Origin of the sequence: Ralstonia sp. PBBBR1, from assembly GCF_002256165.1 — a bacterium.
GTDB classification, from domain to species: Bacteria; Pseudomonadota; Gammaproteobacteria; order Burkholderiales; family Burkholderiaceae; genus Ralstonia; species Ralstonia thomasii.
Window position 1 is genome coordinate 24,935 of record NZ_NKIL01000009.1, and the last position, 17,778, is coordinate 42,712.

16 protein-coding genes are annotated in these 17,778 nt (G+C 59.8%); 8 read left to right on the top strand and 8 right to left on the bottom strand.

The genetic code is table 11. The features are described from left to right. The first annotated feature begins 7 nt into the window (after nucleotides 1-7). The 6 genes from CFE42_RS17315 to CFE42_RS17340 all read left to right on the top strand — a co-directional run bounded on the left by CFE42_RS17315 (nucleotide 8) and on the right by CFE42_RS17340 (nucleotide 9,000). The gene (locus CFE42_RS17315) at nucleotides 8-1,429 is read left to right on the top strand and encodes a hypothetical protein (protein WP_004637182.1); all 1,422 of its coding nucleotides are present in this window, start codon (nucleotides 8-10) and stop codon (nucleotides 1,427-1,429) included. Nucleotides 1,430-1,557: 128 nt separating this feature from the next. Further along, nucleotides 1,558-3,294 (top strand): hypothetical protein, encoded by a 1,737-nt coding sequence (locus CFE42_RS17320; RefSeq protein WP_009277673.1) that lies wholly within the window; start codon nucleotides 1,558-1,560, stop codon nucleotides 3,292-3,294. 192 nt (nucleotides 3,295-3,486) lie between these two features. Next, nucleotides 3,487-5,370, top strand: coding sequence for a hypothetical protein (locus CFE42_RS17325; protein WP_009277672.1), 1,884 nt, complete (start codon nucleotides 3,487-3,489; stop codon nucleotides 5,368-5,370). Beyond that, a complete protein-coding gene (locus CFE42_RS17330; protein WP_004637186.1) occupies nucleotides 5,367-5,744 on the top strand; it encodes a hypothetical protein in 378 nt (125 codons plus the stop codon). The genes CFE42_RS17325 and CFE42_RS17330 overlap by 4 nt, the downstream gene beginning before the upstream one ends. A 733-nt stretch (nucleotides 5,745-6,477) precedes the next feature. After that, nucleotides 6,478-7,809 (top strand): Rieske 2Fe-2S domain-containing protein, encoded by a 1,332-nt coding sequence (locus CFE42_RS17335; protein ID WP_004637188.1) that lies wholly within the window; start codon nucleotides 6,478-6,480, stop codon nucleotides 7,807-7,809. A 15-nt stretch (nucleotides 7,810-7,824) separates the two neighbouring features. After that, the gene (locus CFE42_RS17340; RefSeq protein WP_037031343.1) at nucleotides 7,825-9,000 is read left to right on the top strand and encodes a Gfo/Idh/MocA family oxidoreductase; all 1,176 of its coding nucleotides are present in this window, start codon (nucleotides 7,825-7,827) and stop codon (nucleotides 8,998-9,000) included. 90 nt (nucleotides 9,001-9,090) lie between these two features. Here CFE42_RS17340 and nadC read toward each other — a convergent pair whose 3' ends face one another. The 5 genes from nadC to CFE42_RS17365 form a co-directional block, all read right to left on the bottom strand. Then, a complete protein-coding gene (gene nadC / locus CFE42_RS17345; protein WP_004637196.1) occupies nucleotides 9,091-9,936 on the bottom strand; it encodes a carboxylating nicotinate-nucleotide diphosphorylase in 846 nt (281 codons plus the stop codon). Between the two features lie 123 nt (nucleotides 9,937-10,059). After that, complete coding sequence (locus CFE42_RS17350; RefSeq protein ID WP_004637197.1) at nucleotides 10,060-10,638, bottom strand: MarR family transcriptional regulator; 579 nt, start codon at nucleotides 10,636-10,638, stop codon at nucleotides 10,060-10,062. 95 nt (nucleotides 10,639-10,733) lie between these two features. Further along, nucleotides 10,734-11,798, bottom strand: a complete 1,065-nt coding sequence (locus CFE42_RS17355) for a porin (RefSeq protein ID WP_009241986.1) — start codon at nucleotides 11,796-11,798, stop codon at nucleotides 10,734-10,736. A 105-nt stretch (nucleotides 11,799-11,903) separates the two neighbouring features. After that, nucleotides 11,904-12,896 (bottom strand): ABC transporter substrate-binding protein, encoded by a 993-nt coding sequence (locus tag CFE42_RS17360; RefSeq protein WP_004637222.1) that lies wholly within the window; start codon nucleotides 12,894-12,896, stop codon nucleotides 11,904-11,906. A 45-nt stretch (nucleotides 12,897-12,941) separates the two neighbouring features. Next, the gene (locus CFE42_RS17365) at nucleotides 12,942-14,288 is read right to left on the bottom strand and encodes an MFS transporter (RefSeq protein ID WP_004637223.1); all 1,347 of its coding nucleotides are present in this window, start codon (nucleotides 14,286-14,288) and stop codon (nucleotides 12,942-12,944) included. A 265-nt stretch (nucleotides 14,289-14,553) separates the two neighbouring features. Here CFE42_RS17365 and CFE42_RS17370 point away from each other — a divergent pair, with 265 nt between their 5' ends. Both CFE42_RS17370 and CFE42_RS17375 read left to right on the top strand, forming a co-directional pair. Further along, nucleotides 14,554-15,516, top strand: coding sequence for a PDR/VanB family oxidoreductase (locus CFE42_RS17370; RefSeq protein WP_004637224.1), 963 nt, complete (start codon nucleotides 14,554-14,556; stop codon nucleotides 15,514-15,516). A gap of 43 nt (nucleotides 15,517-15,559) precedes the next feature. Beyond that, entirely contained in the window at nucleotides 15,560-16,057 is a 498-nt protein-coding gene (locus CFE42_RS17375; protein ID WP_004637226.1) for a hemerythrin domain-containing protein, read from the top strand. Nucleotides 16,058-16,464: 407 nt separating this feature from the next. Here CFE42_RS17375 and CFE42_RS17380 read toward each other — a convergent pair whose 3' ends face one another. Genes CFE42_RS17380 through CFE42_RS17390 form a run of 3 tightly spaced genes read right to left on the bottom strand, consistent with a single transcriptional unit; the run spans nucleotide 16,465 to nucleotide 17,664 of the window. Further along, on the bottom strand, nucleotides 16,465-16,977 hold the full coding sequence (locus tag CFE42_RS17380) for a hypothetical protein (RefSeq protein ID WP_004637229.1): 513 nt from the start codon (nucleotides 16,975-16,977) through the stop codon (nucleotides 16,465-16,467). A gap of 10 nt (nucleotides 16,978-16,987) precedes the next feature. Continuing rightward, complete coding sequence (locus CFE42_RS17385; RefSeq protein WP_004637231.1) at nucleotides 16,988-17,494, bottom strand: superinfection exclusion B family protein; 507 nt, start codon at nucleotides 17,492-17,494, stop codon at nucleotides 16,988-16,990. A gap of 20 nt (nucleotides 17,495-17,514) precedes the next feature. Next, the gene (locus tag CFE42_RS17390; RefSeq protein WP_004637232.1) at nucleotides 17,515-17,664 is read right to left on the bottom strand and encodes a hypothetical protein; all 150 of its coding nucleotides are present in this window, start codon (nucleotides 17,662-17,664) and stop codon (nucleotides 17,515-17,517) included. Nucleotides 17,665-17,778 lie beyond the last annotated feature (114 nt).

Below are 17,778 nucleotides of genomic sequence, written 5' to 3' on the forward strand. Positions count from 1 at the left end.
GCCTCTCATGTCTCAAACGCCATCTGTCTACACGCTCCCTATCTTCCGGAATACCCAGGTTGCTGATGAACCGGCACCTGGACGCATCCCCGTAGACCATCAGGTAAAAGGGGAACGGGTCAAGTATTGGCGCGAGTTGCGTGCCTCCAAGACAGTGAAATGGGAGACGTTCCCGCACTTCCCTCTGGTGCTCAATGCCGACGGATCACCGTGGGCCCCTGCCTGCCTGTGGTTGTTAGATCGTGCGCGGGCCAGACCCCACAAGGTGTCCTCGCTCAATCCCGTTGCGCAAGGGCTGCGGGCCTACAAGCAGTTCCTCGATGAATTTGGGCTCCAGTGGGACGACTTCTCCGCGGTCGACAAATACCTGCGCCCAACCTACCACTACAAGACCCACCTCCAAGGTCTGATTAACAGCGGCGCAATCAAACACAGCACGGCCAGTAGCCGCATGCAGACGGTGGTGGGCTTCTACCGGTTTCTAATGGAGAGTGAACGACTGGGCTTCCGCCCTCAGAACGCCCCATGGGTTGATCGGACAGTCGGCCTTGAATACCGCGACAGCAAGGGTTTCAAGCAGATCAAGGAGGTGACGGCGACCGACGTATCCATCAGGGTTCCGAAGCGGGACTACGCATGGGATCGCCGGATCGATGACGGCGGAAAGCTGCTGCCACTCTCCCGGCATGAGCAGAAGACACTGGTCAAAGCGCTGAAGCTGCTCGGCAATCGCGACTACGAGCTGATGCACTACACCGCGCTCCTGACCGGCGCGCGGATCCAGACCGTCCTGACACTGCGTTGGGGCGATTTCGCGACGCCGCCGAGCCAAATCAACCAGTGGCCGTTCAAGCTGCAATGCGGACCAGGGACAGGTATCGACACCAAAGGCGATGTGCCGGATGTGCACCTGTCGGTGCAGAAGGACCTCTACGAATGGCTACATATCTACGCTGTCTCTGACCGTGCCGGGTCTAGACGTGAGAAGTCCAACCTCAAGCAGGACCCAATGAACTATCTGTTCCTGTCCAGTCAAGGTGGCCCCCATTACGAATCCAAGGCTGATCGCAACGCCCTTTGGGATTCCGCCGAACCGCCGCTGAAGCGCTCGTCTCCGACTGGACAGAACCTCCGGTCCTTCATCACGGACTACGTGATCCCTGAGATCCGCAAGACGATCCCGGCCTTCCACTATCAGTTCCATGACCTGCGGGCCACCTTTGGAGTCAACTGGGTCGACGCGGTCATGAGGAACCAAGACACGCGCCAGCGTTACATCTGGACTCGAGACCAACTCCGTAAACTCATGTGGCACAAAAGGCCAACCACGACGGATCTGTACATCGACTACCGCCAGCACACTGAACTCCTCGAAAAGGCCGAGGCTGACTGGAACCACAATCTACTCGACCTCATTCGCTCAGCCTAACGGTGCGAAGGTCTATAGCGACAAGAACGGACGGGCGGGATACCACCATGCATGAACCTGACTGGATTAGCACGGGCGGCGGCTACCCTAGTGGTCTGCCTCGCTTGGCATTCCCATTAGAAGGGGCCATGCCCGATCTCTATGTGCCCCAGAGCACGATTCTGCAGACGGCAAATGGAGTCCAGACCCATGCTTATCTCTGGTGCTACCTTGAGCGTGAGGTATACGGCAAAAGATATCGGTTCAACCCAGCGAGCCTGTCTACGCAGCGCGTCAAAGACATGCCTAAAGCCATTGAACGCCTGTCCAAGCGCTTCTGCTTCGACAACGCCAGACCGAGGTCGGTGAGTGACGAGTTGGCCAACGGCATGTCCCGATTCTTGAACTGGACTGATCGCCCGATTCACCATAGGCGGTTTGAATCCATCCTGAGCGACCCGGATCTCGCTCTGGAGGCTCTGAAAAAGCACCACAGCTACCTGCGGCAGCGCATGCAGGCAAACCAGACAGAAAATCGCATCAGCGTATCTGCGGCGTCGATGATGGATGTCGACGCCATCAAGATGATGGCGGTGATCCACGACCGGGAATACGGCAACGAGATCGAGGCCATCAAGTACATCCACGGTGACGGTGTTAGAACTCCTAAAACCGAAGACGTGGCTGCCTTCATGGCTTGCGTGCAAGGGGTATTCGATTCGGTGGCTCGGATCGTTCTCGACACACAGGACTACAACGGCAACTCGTCTCTCGGCGATCTCCGTTGGCAGTCGGAGGGGCGAGAACTCGCGGTTCCCATCGCAGAAGGCATCCACATCGAGCGTGCCATGGAACTTGGTTGCATGGCGTACGCTGCATTGTGCGTCGGCGACTCCGGCGCCAACCTCGCCCCAATTCAGTCTTACGAAGAGCCCGAGGACTTACGAGAGCAACTGGATAACCCCGAAAAGCTCAACCTGCGCCACAAGGTCATCAAGTTCCGGGCCGGAGGAAAGGAGGCGCCGGTTCATCTGACCTCCACCACCGTGACCCGCATGCGGTCTTACCTGCGGCTCCGGGAAGCTCTACGTCTGAGACTCGGGAGCCCTGAAATCGGGCCGATGTTCATTCAGTGCATCTACCCCTCGTCGCCTCAAGCGCGGCCTTTAGGGATCATCTCGCTGCCGCCGAACTTCACCTCTGCATTGCGTAGCAGGTTCAGCGCCGTCGGCATCAAGTTACCGCAAGTGACGATGCAGCAGTTGCGTGCCCATAAAGCCGGCAAGGTTGCCAAGGAACACAATCCCAAGGTGGCGGCCGACATGATGGGGCACTCGGTAAGCACGGCCATCCGCAGATACAGCAAGATCACGGATGTCGAGGCGAGGTCTGAAATGGCTCCGTTCCTGGCCTCACTGACCTCAGTGGTCCTGACCCGCTCGGAGGCTGACGCCACGTCGTCCAAGCCAGTCACCCCGTTCACCGCGATCCCCGCCGGAGGCTGCGAAGACCACGGCCATCCCGAGGCGCTGGGTGAGAACCCGCTGGTAGAGCCCGATTGCAAGAAGACCGAAGGATGCTTCTTCTGCAACAAGTTCCACGTCCACGCCGACGAAGAGGATTGCCTCAAGTTGATGTCTTGCCGATCGGTACTGGAACGCTTGGCACCAAGACTCGGTGATTCAGGCGTGGCTGAACTAGTCTATACCGTCGTAAGCGAGCGCATCGGTGCCCTACTCGACGAGATCAGGCGCATCAATCCCGAGGCTCATGAGCGTGCTCGGGCAGCCGTCCTGAAGGAAGGCAAGCTCAGCCGATACTGGGCGAGCAAGCTCCAACAACTTCACTTGCTGGGCCTGCTAGCGCAGTCTTCCGCCCTGGCCTGATCGCTAGACACTGCGCTCACCCTCAACCTCACCGAAACCTGCCTGCGGGACGAGTCCATGCAAAGAAGCGATCTGACGACATCGGCAACTACCTCGTCTAACTCTTTGCGGGGAAGGGAGGCCGACCGCGATCGCGATTGGGCGCCGGACGGTGTTCCTGGAGTTTCGGGCGGAATACCACAAGCTCCCCACGTGGAGCCCTACTTCGATCCTCAGATGGTCGTGACGCTGGATCCAAACGGGCAGCCTCTCAGCCGCTACGGAGACAGAAGCTGGGATCTGCGGTCCATGAGTACAGACGGTGGACAAACCTCGTACTCACACACCTTCTTAGATGCACAGCCCCTATCGGGTTCACCAGAAATCGGCAGACCGAACCTTACTGCGCTGATTAGCGAGCAGCAAAAGGCGCTGCTGTGGTTGCACATGGATGCTGGGCGGCAAAGAGCCCTGAGAACGATACTGCAGGCGGGCCGTACGATGAACAGACTCACTCAAGGTGCCGTCAGCCGGGGAATTTCGCTGTTCGAGTTGTTCTGCAACCCTCAGGTGCTCAGCGAGGAATCGGCGGAATTGAACAGCAGCTACGCCAACACCGTGCGAGCCTTGCTTCGGACACTGTGGCGCCACCGTGACTTCCTCAAGATTGGGCTCGAAATCCGCTTGAAGCAACTGGTTGAGGTCATCAAGGAATCTGCCCCAGGAGAGGCGAAAGACCGCCAAACGCCCATCATCCCATCCCGCATCTACTGCGCGATCTTATCTAGCCTGCTGGACCGTCTGGATGAGATCGAGTCTGACCTAGATACTCTACTGGATGCTTACCGGCAAGAGCGCACGTGCACGCTCAGTGCCTCAAGCTGCCTGACCGACAAGCAGCGATATATGCAACGCGAAATGCAACTCCAAGGGATGCTGGAGGCTATGCGGAACAGGGGATGGAAGACGGGAAGCATGCGCGGATTCGTCGCCGGCGAGATCGCCGTAGTCCAACTTAGGCTGATGTGCATCGTAATCGCCTTCACCGGCATGCGAGTAGCGGAAGCGCAGATCCTGCCGCTCAAAGGAGTTCTGGAGGAGGCGAAACACCGTGACACGGTGCACCACGTGGTCAACGGATACAGTCACAAGCTCAACGGTGGCAGAAAGAAGCGCGCCAGTTGGATCACAAGCCGCGAGGGCCATCGGGCAATCTTGCTCGCTCAAAGAATCGCCTCGGTCATCTTGGAGGTACTGAAAGATGGTGATCCAGCAAACGATGACGCCGCCTTACTGTTCTGTTCGACGGCCAATCCTTACAAGAAGCAGAGTCTTTCGAGCATTTACAGACGTCTGCACGGCCAGTTGTTCCCTGAGATTTGCCCCCTCATTACGCAAGCCGACATCGACGAACTCAACGCAATGGAGTTGCAGCGGAACTGGCTGCGTGAGGGCATGGAGGTCGGCAAACCGTGGCCGCTGGCCTTTCACCAATACCGGCGCAGCCTGTCGGTTTATGCCCATCGCTCGGGCATGGTGAGCCTGCCGGCGCTCAAAGGACAGCTGCAGCACATCACCGATGAGATGCGCGCGTACTACAGCGATGGGTTCTGCCGGGCAGTCAACCTCGTCTTCGACAAGGAGCACTTTAGCCATGATTGGAACGCCGCCAAGTCGGAATCGAGCTTCCTCGCTTACAGCTTAGCCTTGCTGTTCTCGGACGAAGACCTCATCGGCGAAGTGGGTGGACGGGGCGCGGTCCGAATGCAGCAAACTGTATCCAGCCGATCCAAGGAAGAGACACTGAAACTGTTTCGTGATGGCAAGCTGGCCTATCGCGAAACCGTTCTGGGCGGTTGCATCGCCGTGGAGGACTGCAATCGCACACCGCTGGAGCCCATTCCTTGGGACTGCCTGGAGAAAGACTGCACCAACGCGGTGGTGTTTGAAAAACGTCTGGGTCTGTTGATCAAGACGCAGGAGACGGTTGTCGCCACGCTGGCCAGCACAGAAGCGGGCGGCGTTGAGCACCGCCTGGAAGCCGATCACCTGCAAGTGCTTCTTAAAGCTCGCAAACGCCTCTCGGAAGCTGTATGAGCGCCAAGGTCCAAGTCGACAAATACTTCACCGCACTCGAGCGTCTGAAGGCACGTGGCGAGCCGATCAGCAATGATGCTGTGGCCCTAGAGGCCGGCAGCGGCCGGGGCAGCATCAAGAAGTCCAGGCCTGCCTACGCCGAACTTATCGCGGCGATCAATGCGGCCGCCAAACAGCAGGCTGAAGCCAAAGTCGCCTCAGATCCTATGCCTGGTATGCGCAAGGACATCGAAGATCTGACGAGGCGACTGGACCAGTCCCTCGACAGAGAGGTGGCTCTGCTGCACGAGCTCTACGACCTGCGCGCCAAGGCCAAGCAATTGGCGGAAGAGAACCGACTCCTAAAGCTCGGCAGACTCGTCCCGGTGCAATGAGCCTATTCAAAAGGGGTATCCGCATTTGCTGGTTGATGTCCTGATTGTATGCTGCAGTGCAAAAATCTTGCAGTCGGAAGTGCGATTTCACGATGGGATCGACCGTCCCAGTTCGACCCTTCTCTGCCGTATGCCTTCTGTGGATCGAATGACTGTAATCCCCAGTTGATCGGCCATCGAAATTAGTCTAGTCGCGCCAAACCACTCCAGGGATATGCGCTAGAACAGGCCGCCCAAGAATGGCCCGAAGCTCAGCGAGATACAGTGGTTCCTCCAAATGCGACGGGCCTACAAGACAGCCCAATGCCGAGTTGCAACGGCCGCTGGGCAAGAAGACTTAGCAGGCGGAAATCCTGACGGGAAGCCGTGGAATACGGACGCTTAAACTCCTTCATCGCTGCAACCAACTGCGAGGCTGGGACTTCTACAACTTCGCCAGCGCTCACGACGGCCAAGCTTCGTTTTGCTCACAACTCATATGTGACGAATTAGATCCCATCATTCGCAGCGTTGTTTTCCGCATCACGCCACCCGCCAGCAGCCGCAGCTTCCACCACCGCTCCACCAGACGCTGCCCACCCCAACTGGGCTCATCTCATGCCGAACGCTGCACTCGCCCACGCGACCCCTATTCGGGTTGATCTCAATCAAATTTTCTTGTTAGCGTAACTAGATATCTAATATAATTGGCCAACGCCAGTTGAGGAAGGCGACCCACCGCCTGGAGACAGATATGCTGACCCATGAAGAGAATGAACTGTTGTGCCGAGTAGAAGGCGATGCCCCGATGGGGAAGCTGATGCGCCAGCACTGGACCCCTGTTTGCCTGATTGAAGAAGTCAGCGAACCGGACGGCGCGCCGGTCAAGGCTCGCGTTTTTGGTGAAGACCTGGTCGTGTTCCGCGACAACGAGGGGCGCGTCGGTGTGATGGGCGAGTATTGCCCGCACCGCCGAGCATCGCTTGTGTACGGTCGTAACGAAGACGGTGGCCTGCGCTGCCTGTACCACGGCTGGAAGTTCGACGTGCTGGGCAATGTGCTGGAAATGGTGTCCGAGCCGGCCGCCAGCGGCATGACCGAGAAGGTCAAGCACAAGGCGTATCCCTCGAAGGAATGGGGCGGCATGATCTGGGCGTACATGGGTCCGCAGGACACCATTCCCGAATTCGTCGCCCCCGCCTGGGCTCCGACCGAGGACACCCGAGTCAGCATCGCGAAGGCGCTGCTGCCGTGCAATTGGGCCCAGATCCTTGAGGGCGCGATTGACTCCGCACATAGCTCGAGCCTGCACTCGTCCGATTTCGTGCCGGCCCGCGTCGGCGGGGGCGAGGCAACGTCGAAAAACTGGCTGCGTCCGTCCACCGACAAGGCACCGCGCCTGCAGGTCGAGCGCACCGAATATGGGTTCCGCTATGCTGCGCTGCGCCGCCCAATCTTCAACGCCAACACGCACGACTACGTGCGCTCGACGGTGTTCGTTGCACCCGGCATCGTGCTGATTCCGCCCAACAACCTGTATAACGTCGCCAACATCAACGTGCCGATGGACGACACGAATACGGCGTTCTACTTCATCGCGTGGGGCGATCCCGCGACGACCCCGGAAACCGAAACCTGGCGCAAGTTCCTCCATCAACAGATCGGCCCGGATCTGGACGAGCGCTACCGTCCGCTGCGCAATCACGAGAACCGCTTCTGGCAAGACCGGCAGGCCATGAAGGCTGGCAATTTCACCGGCATCACGGGCTTCCCGAACCAGGACATCGCCATGTGGGTCACGATGGGTCCGATCGCCAATCGTTCGGACGAGCGTCTGGGCGCGAGCGATCTCGCCATTGTCGAGTTCCGTCGCCGCATGCTCGATGCCCTCGCGGAATTCGAGCAGGACGCCGAAGCCATCGGTACCGGCGCGAAGGCGATCCCGCAGACGGTCTGTTCGTATCAGGCAGTGGTGCCGAAGGAGACCGACTGGCGTGCGTACGCCGCCCGTTATGTCAGCGCGAAGCATGCCCTGCCGGAAGACGAGCCCGCTGCGCTCGCGACCGACTATCAGGTCAGGCAATAAGCGATGAAGCCGGCCATGGAACAGCGCCGTTTGCGCATCGGGGTGGCAGGACTGGGGCGCGCCTTTTCGCTGATGCTGCCCACCTTCCTGCAGGACCCGAGGGTTCAACTCGTCGCCGCATGCGACCCGCGCGAGGAAGCACGGCAGCAGTTCGCCGCCGATTTCGGCGCACGGACCTACGCAGACGTGCGGGACCTGGCCGGCGACCCCGATGTGGAAGTCATCTACGTGGCCAGCCCCCATCAGTTTCACGCGCAGCACACTGAGATTGCCGCAGCCAACGGCAAACACGTACTGGTCGAGAAGCCGATGGCGCTCAAAGCGGCCGACTGCGATCGCATGATCGCCGCGTGCTGGGCGGCAAACGTGCATCTAATCGTCGGACACTGCCACAGCTTCGATACGCCGTATCTCCGTACGCGCGACCTGATCCGTTCGGGCGATTTCGGTGCGGTGAAGATGATCCAGGCGTTCAACTACACGGATTATCTATACCGGCCGCGCCGCTCGGAAGAACTCATGACGGCCGAAGGTGGCGGTGCCGTATTCAGCCAGGCGGCGCACCAGGTCGACATCGTGCGGATGCTCGCGGGCTCGCGCGCGACGCGCCTGCGCGCAAGCGTCGGCCGGTGGGATTCGAAGCGCCCCACCGAAGGCGCGTATTCGGCACTGATCTGGTTCGAGAATGGCGCCTATGCTTCGCTGTCGTACAGCGGGTATGGCCACTTCAACAGCGACGAGTGGATGAGCTGGATCGGCGAGATGGGTGACCAGGCAAGTCCCGACGCCTACGGCGCCGCCCGGAGGCGGCTGGCGACCATCGCCTCATCCAATGATGAAGCACAGCTCAAGGCGGCCGGTACGTATGGCGGCGCCGCATACAAGCCGCCCTCGACCGCGGCAGTGGAGGCGGCACGCCACCATCAGCATTTCGGCCCGGTGATCGTGGCGTGCGAACACGCCGACCTGCGCCCCCTGCCCGATTCCATCATCGTGTACGGTGATCACCAACGGGAGACGCTGCCGCTTTCCCTCCCCACCGTGCCGCGCGGCGAAGTGATTGACGAACTCTACGAAGCCATCATCGCTGGGCAGGCGCCTCTTCATAACGGCGAGTGGGCAAAGGGCACGCTGGAGATTTGCATCGCCATCCTGGAGTCGAGCGAAACCGGCAAAGACGTGTCGCTCTGATCCTCGTGAGAAAATAAGAAGCCCTCGCACAGCGAGGACTTCTTTTTGTGTGGCGCGGCGGGCAGCCGACGATGACTTCCCGAGCCAACACTACGCGCCTAGCGCCTCAACCCGCAGCGAGAAATCCACTGCCCTGACGTGCTTTGTGAGTCCGCCAACGGAAATGCGGTCCACGCCCGTTTCCGCAATGGCACGCAGCGTTTCCTTCGTCACGCCGCCTGACACCTCCAGGCTGGCGCGCCCGTTGTTGATGCGCACCGCCTCCCGCATCTGTTCCAGCGAGAAATTATCGAGAAGGATTGCGCCGGCGTCTGCGGAGAGCGCTTGTGCCAGTTCATCCAGCGTCTCGACCTCGACCTGCACCGGCACGCCCGCACCAATTACCTGAGCAGCGCGCACCGTCGGCGCAATGCCACCACCCGCTGCGACGTGGTTCTCCTTGATCAGGATGCCGTCATACAGCCCCCGGCGATGGTTCTCGCCACCACCGATGCGCACCGCATACTTCTGCGCCAGACGCAGTCCGGGCAGGGTCTTTCGGGTATCGAGAATCCGCGCCCTGGTGCCCTTTACGATCTCCACCAGGGCGTGCGTCGCCGTGGCCACACCCGACAGCAGTTGAATGAAATTGAGCGCCGTGCGCTCCGCAGTCAGAATGCTGCGCGCCGGCCCGGCGATCTGGCACACCGCCTGCCCTTCGCGCATCCATTCGCCTTCGCCAACGAACCACCTGATCGTGATGCCCGGCTCGTACCGCCGCAGGGTTTCCTCAAACCATGGCCTGCCGCACAACAGCGCAGCTTCGCGCACCGTGAGAACCGCCTCGGCCGAGGCCGCAGGGTCAACGAGCTGGGAAGTCCAGTCGATATTGCCAACATCTTCCGCGAGCGCGTCGCAGACATTGCGCGTCATTGCCGCGCGGGTTGCTACATCCATTTGAAAGATCCGATATTGAGCGGAGAAACTGCCTGAGATCGGCAGCTGCCGCACGGAGGCGCCGCCGCCAATCGACTGAATATGTGGAGAAGGAAAACCTGGCCGCACGGATCTGAGACGTTCTTACTCCTCGCCGCGCGAGGCGATCAGGCTACCCATTTCCCGCGTGGACGGAATCCGCAGCGCCGGATCATCCGTCTCGGCTTCGTCGCGCGCCATGTTTTCGATGATCGTCAGGAGCACCTTGCGCGCAATGTTGATCTCCGTTGCCTTCAGGCCCCTGACGCTGATCTCGTTGACCTCTTCAGCCAGTGGAACGAGCTTGTTCTTCAGGCTACGGCCGCGAGCCGTGAGATACACGTGCGTGTTCTTGCGATTGCCCGGGGCATAGTGACGCTCGACGTATCCAAGCTTTTCCATCGCGGACACCGCGCTGAAAGTGGTTGGCGTGGTCGTGCCGGCCTCGTCGCTGAGTTCTTTCTGCGTCAGCCCGTCGGTGACCCACAGGATGCGCAAGAACGCCCAGTGGCCAAATGAGACCTCGTGCTGCGCCAGGCGCATCTGCAGCCCACGCACCATCGCGCGGGCTGCGTCCTTGACCAAGTGGGCAAGACGATCATCCGGGACGGCCTCGTGCCAATGCCGCAGGATGGGATCCTCTTTGGAAGCCTTTGCCTTGCCAGAAGAACGTGTTGCTACCATGCTTTCCTCGCCGTGACCGTAACCAAAATGGTTCACATCATAGCGTTCAACAGTGCGCGTGCCGCCTGGCGGCCGCGCACCGAGGCCCTGAAAATTCAGAAGAGATGGCGAATACCGACCGTCACACCCGCCTGGTTCATGCCCGCCACAACGTCCACGCCGGTACCGCGAATGCCAACATTGGTCGTTGACCGGTTGGCAACGTACGCGCCCTCCGCATACACGTCTGTGCGCTTGGATAATGCGTAGTCGACCAGCAATGCCCCCATCGTCGGCCCGCCGTTAGATTCGCGGAAGTGCGTGTGGTAGACGCTGGCCGAAATCGACAGCGGCGCGTTCACCTGCCAGGTCATGCCACCCCAGTACAGCCAGGAACTCGGCGGCGCATCCGTGTTGCGCGTATTCAACCAGCGCAGACCTGCCAGTGCCTTGACCGGTCCGATCTGGTACGACAGGCCCAGCAGCGTGCGCTGCTGGGTATTGCTTTGCGTGGCGATCGACGTGCCCTGCAATTGATCATAGGTCACGCCGACGCTAAACGGACCCTGGTCGTACAGGATCGCAGCGCTCATTTCGCGCCCCACCTTCGAAGCACCCGGCACCTCGCCGCCATTCTGAATGGCCGCGTCGAAGCCCGCACTGTACAACGCTGCAAACGTCACACCGCCCAGATTCAAGCCATAGCGCACCGAATTGTCCGCGCGATTCACGAACTGGCTGTCCATGCTCTGTGCGGAGTAGCTTGGGTTGAACGTCAGCGGGTCATACTTGAACATCAACTCATAGAGCAGGTTCTGGTGACGCCCCAGCGTCAGCGTGCCGCTTGGCGTGGCGAGACCAACGAAGGCCTTGCGGCCGAAGAGCCGCCCGCTCTGTCCGAGCGTGCCTGTATCCGAGTTGAATCCGCCCTCCAGCGTCATCATTGCCTTGTAGCCGCCGCCAAGATCCTCCGATCCCTTCAGCCCCCAGCGCGATCCGGCGAGATTGCCAGACTGCTCGCGTACCACCGAGCCCTTGCTGGCACCTTGCGCCACCCGGTTGACGTACTCCACACCCGTATCAACGATGCCGTAAAGGGTGACCGAACTTTGTGCATGGGCTGCCGTACCGGCGAGCGCCAGAAGCGCGCCACCGGCACGCGCGATGATTTGTCTCGTCATTATTTTGATTTCGTAGTTCTAAGAGGGGCTGTCCCGCTTCCTGGTGTTCCCCGCGCATCTGGCGGGAGGCAGATGCGCGACGGGCATCAATGCCCGCTGCGGGAATCAGATCTTGAAGCTTTCCAGGCTGGCTGGATGAAACAACTCAGCCGGCTGAAGACGCCGGCTCGACAGCCCTTCAGCGTGATGCTGCGCCAGGAAACGGTCGATCACGTGCTCGTTGTTAGCGAATCCATATGACCAGAAATCGTGGCCCATCAGGCGGCGCGCATTGCGCAGCTGGTCTTCGATGAACGGAAGCGTGACCTTGGTGGCCGACGTATCGCTCAAACGCGCGAGCGCCACTTCCTTCGAATGCTCGAACGCCTTCGCCATGGCGCCGGGCAGCCACGGATGCTGCTCGGCCAGCGTCTTCCGGATGCCGAGCGTGTGCATGATCGGGAACAGCTTGCGGCGCTCGTACCATTCCGCCGCGCTCTTTTGCGGGTCGTCGAAGAGGTACTTGACCTGCGGATGCCCACGGTCGAAACACGACGGTGCACGCGGCCCGATCACACCGTCGATCTCCCCCTCGGCCAGCAGGTTCGAGATCGTCTTCCCTTCCGGTGCGTTTTCAAGTATGACGCCCTCCGGCAGCTTCAGCGAGATCTTCTCCACGCGCGTCGGATCTTCGTAACCGCCGCGCACCCAGCGAATGTCCGACGCTTTCACGCCATACTCCTCTTCGAGGAACATGCGGACCCACACGTTGGCCGTGAGCTGGTATTCCGGCACGCCGATGCGCTTGCCTTTCAGGTCTTCCGGCCGGTTGATGCCACGATCGGCACGCACGTAAATCGAGCTGTGGCGGAACGCGCGCGACGGGAACACCGGCACGGCGATGTACGGCGAGGTACCTGCGGCCGTCTTGACCGAATAGCTACTGAGCGAGAGCTCGCAAATGTCGTAGTCTGCGTGGCGGAAAGCACGGAAGAAAATTTCTTCCGGGTCCTGCAGCATGAACACGGGATCCACGCCGTCAATCTGGACGCCGCCGTCGATCAGCGGACGCATCCGGTCATAGTTGCCCACGGCGATGGAGAGTTTAAGCTTGCTCATTGATGTTCCTTTCAAACAATCGAAATCAATCCGTTGCGTGCGTTCTCACACACCGGATTTCGGCGCCTGTTGCTGACGTGGCACGCCGAAGAGGACCGCAATACCGCCAGCGAAGACGAGCACGGCAACCAGCAGGATGCCGGCCGAGAAACTGCCCGTCACGGTCTTTACCCAGCCGAGCACGATCGGGGCGAAGAAGGCACCGACCTGGCCGAGACTGCTGATGACGCCGATCCCGCCCGCGGCCGCCTCGCCCTTGAGGTAGTTCGGCGGAATGGTCCAGATGATGGCCGCGGCGGCGAAGTAGCTCACCGAAACGAGGCTCAGGCACACGATCGCAGCGGCCGGGTTGTGGGTCAGCATCGTCAACAGCGTTGCGCCCGCGGCACCCGCCGTCGTGGACAGAAAGAAGTGCCAGCGACGCTCAAGCCGCATATCGGAGCTGCGTGCAATCAGCAGCATGGCAACGGCGCCGACGATGTAAGGCAACGCCGACAGGAAGCCGATCTCCAGCATGTTGGAGATGCCCGTCTGCTTGATGATGGTTGGCGTCCAATAGTTCAGGATCGTGCCGCAGATGGGTACCGTGGCCCAGCCTGCTGCGATCACATAGACGCGTGGGTCGCGCAGCGCAACCATCAGGCGGCTCGGCGCGCTGTCTGGTTTCTGGCGGTGTTCTTCCTCCAGGGCGGCCACGATAATGCGCTTCTGTGCGGCAGTCAGCCACTTCGCATCCTGCGGTTTATCGACCAAATAGAACCAGGCAAAAACACCTGCAAGCACAGCCGGCAGGCCCTCAATGAACAACAGCCACTGCCAGTTGCGGAAGCCCCAGACATCCGTGAAATTCTGGAGAATCAGGCCAGAAAGCGGGCCGCCGATGATGCCGGCGACGGCAATCGCCAGCAGGAATCGCGACGTGATACGAGCGCGACGCTGCGCGGGATACCAGAACGAGAGATAGAGAATGATCCCCGGCCAGAAGCCCGCCTCCGCCGCGCCAAGCAGCGTCCGGGCGAGATAGAACTGCCAGGGGGCATTCATGAAGGCCATTGCTGTGGAAATGGTGCCCCACAACAGCATGATCCGCGTTACGGTCTTGCGTGCGCCGATGCGCCTGAGTAGCAACGTGCTCGGCACTTCGAGCAGGATGTAGCCGATGAAGAACAGGCTCACGCCGAGCCCGTATGCGGCATCGCTGAGTCCCAGGTCCTGCTTCAACTGCAGTTGCGCGAAGCTGATATTGACGCGATCGAGATAGTTCAGCACCCAGCAGAGGAACAGGAAACTCATCAGCCTGAGTGTGATCTTTCGATAGGTCGCCTCTACGGCTACGGAATCGTCGCTCAGATGCGGGGGCGCATCCGCGTAGCTCAACGTGGAGTCATTCATTTCGTTGTCTCTTGGGGGCGTTTTGTCGACTCGATCAGTCAGACCCCCGCGCTGGACGGTGTCTGCTTCTCGTTGCCGACTATTTAATTAGACGTCTAGTTATGAGACTACGAGGCCTTGGTGCCTCTGACAAGTGAGGGTTTATACCGAACCCGGAAATTCAACCGGCGATTACGTCGCTTGCCAAATTAGATCTCTAGTAATATGATACGAACCACCCGCTGAAATGAAAACGAAACAAGTAGACAAGTAGACGGAGACAGGCATGACTACCCAGGACACCGGTTTTCTGCGGCTGACGATCGCGGAGAAGGAAAAGATTGCGCGCGACATCTGGCGCTTTGAACTGACCGATCCGCAGGGCGCGCCTCTTCCGCCATTCGAAGCCGGATCGAATCTGACCGTCGTGGTGCCCAATGGCATGCGCCGCAGCTATTCCCTCTGCAACGATTCGCAGGAAAGTCATCGCTACGTCATCGCGGTCAAGCGCGACAGCAATGGTCGCGGCGGCTCCATGAGCCTGATCGACGGCACGTCCACCGGTGATCTGATTGACGTATCCCTGCCGCGAAACGAATTTCCGCTCGACGAGCGCGCGAAATCGTTCATTCTTGTCGCGGGTGGCATTGGCATCACGCCGATGCTCTCGATGGCGCGCCAACTGAAGGCGGAAGGATTGCGGGATTTCAAGCTGTACTACCTGGCTCGCGACCCGGAAGGTACAGCGTTCCTGGACGAACTCAGCAGCGACCAATGGCGCTCGAGGGTGAAAATTCACCACGATCTCGGCGACCCCACCAAATCATTCGACTTCTGGACCCTGTTCGAGCGCCCCAAGGCCGCACACATCTACTGCTGCGGGCCGCAGATGCTAATGGACACGGTGCGCGACATGACGGGGCACTGGCCGCCTGGCACGGTTCACTTTGAGAGCTTTGGCGCCAATAACGCGAACGCGCAAGTGAACACGCCGTTCATCGTTCGGCTCAAGCGCACCGGTACGCCGCTGGACATCCCGGCTGATCGATCGATCCTTGATGTGCTGCGCGCAGAAAATGTGCACGTTGCAAGCTCATGCGAAAGCGGCACCTGCGGATCCTGCCGGACCGCGCTGTGCTCGGGCGAGGCGGATCATCGAGACATGGTGCTGCGGGACGACGAGAAAGCCACGCAGATCATGGTCTGCGTATCGCGTGCAAAATCGGGCGAACTGGTTCTGGACCTCTGATACATCCCGCCGCAACGCACGAACCCAACACGAGGACTTGACCATGAGCGACCAGACTCCCTCCCGCGCCCCAACCACACGGGATACCAGTGCGCCGACGCCGGCCAGCGACAACAGTCTCGCCTGGTCCGATATGCGTCTCCTCGGGTTCACGCCCATGGACGACGTGCACGAGGAGTTTCACACGCTTGCACTGAAACTGGTGACCTGCTCGGATGCGAGCGCCGCCGATGCAATCGAACGATTCGAGCAGCACGCGATCAGCCATTTTGAGCAGGAAGATGAATGGATGCGCTCCACCAACTTCCCTCCGCGGGACTGCCACCTCGCCGAGCATGCGGCTGTGCTCAAATCGGTCGGTGACGTCAAGCAAGCCGTGGCGCTAGGAGAGGCCGGCGCCGACGTGGTTCGAAGCTTGGGGATGGCTCTCTTTGACTGGTTCCCGATTCATGCCGACTACCTGGATTCCGCGCTGGCAGCCTGGATGACAAAACAGACCATGGGCGGAAAGCCCATCGTGTTGCGCCGCACGCTCGCCTGAATTGGCTCACGGGCTCACCCCCACTTCGAGGGCAGCGCACTGCGCGGACGTGGAGCTGTTTAGTCCTTCGTCGGCCGGCGATACATTTAAGTGGTGCCAGCGGCCGAACGTAATGCTACTTCGGCCGTTCGGCAAATGCGTATGGTTGGCTGCTTCTGGCCGTTCGGCGACCCTCATTCGCCCATGTCGCACGATACATTGCACCGCACAAGGCGAAATCAACCACGAAATGCGGATACCCTTCAAAAGTAGGTACGTTGCGGCCTGACCAGCACTAGTGATCAGGTCCAACAAATCCACCTTCACGGCTTCCTGACGCACGTTGCAAAAGGGCTAGGTCGAGGTCACCGACATCTTCATTGGCTTTCCGAATGTGGGTTGTTCAGCTGGACAGCAGCGGCTTGTGCTTACCTCGTCGGCTTGTCGGCCTGAAACTCGATGATGACGCCAAGCGCTGCGAGTTGCGGCGGCACTTCCGGGTGTTCACGACAAACGCGCGTGAAAGAATCCGCGATCTCTCCGATGGTGACAGTCCTGATCTTCGGCCCGTACACCTCAACAGCATTCATAAAGCCCGTGGCGTATCCCATTTCAACCAAGCGGCCTTGGTCGGTGTTCGACTGTGCGACCCACTCCCGGCAGCTATCCAAAACCGTAGCGTGCGTGGGCGCGGCCCCGGCTGAGAGGCCGTGTGCGAGAACCAGCGTCGAGTCTTCCTTCTCCTGCGAACCGGGCATGACAATTAGGTCTTCCAGTTTCGGATCGCCTGGCTTCGCTGTCGGGACGCTCGGGAGTTGGCCAGTTGCCCGTCCATAGGTGATAAGCCTGGCGGGGTCGAAGTCAGCGGGGAGTCCGTTGTCTGCTGCCTGCGCAACAGTGGCAACGAGAACGGTTGCCGCGAACAGAACTGTGCGTTTCATCGAATTTTTCCTACAGCAGAAGCTCAGGCTCCGCCGAGAGAATTTCACGAGCCCATGGTTGCATGTTGAACGGAAACCCAAGTCCATATGAAACGGATGATGCTCTATACAGTACCCTCTTTCCCTCCAACCCTCGCACGGCGCCGTCGTTTAGGCTGTAAGTGACCGACGCGGCCTGGTCGCGGATGTAGGGAATCAGAACTGCCTTCTCGTCCGGTGTAAGCGTTGTCAGCCACTTTCGTCTGACCTTACGCATCCGCGCATCGTCTAGCAACGAGCCGATTACATTGAAAACCCATGCGAGCCCGTGCGCGAGCAGATAGGCACAGGAAGCCAGTAACGCGAATCCAATCCACATTCGATACTTCGCGAGAAAGTCCGCGAGACCTGTTGCAGCAATAGCGTGTGCCGGAGCGTATAAAAGTGCCCCGCTAGCGAGTGCGATGGCAAGTAGTGGCTTTACGGCAATCTGCCCAACTGCCTTAATGCCCTCAGCAATGTCCCCAATCATGCCCATGTCAGCGTTTTCCTGGTCAATTACCTTAGCAGCGCATCCAGAAGCTCTCTGTATGCACTTGCTTTTGTGTCAGTGCTAATGATGACAGCACGTTTACCGCCCCGCCCGGCAAAGTGCGCACCCGCATAGCCGCACAGACTTGCTATCAGAACGGTCATCAGCAGTTCCATTGAGGCGTTCTCCCCATTTTCGTTTTAGTTACGAGATGGTACGTGAGCTGCCGGTCAAAAATGGGACGCTAGTCCAATGTCCACGCCGCGTCCTCAGAAAATCAGACAAATGCA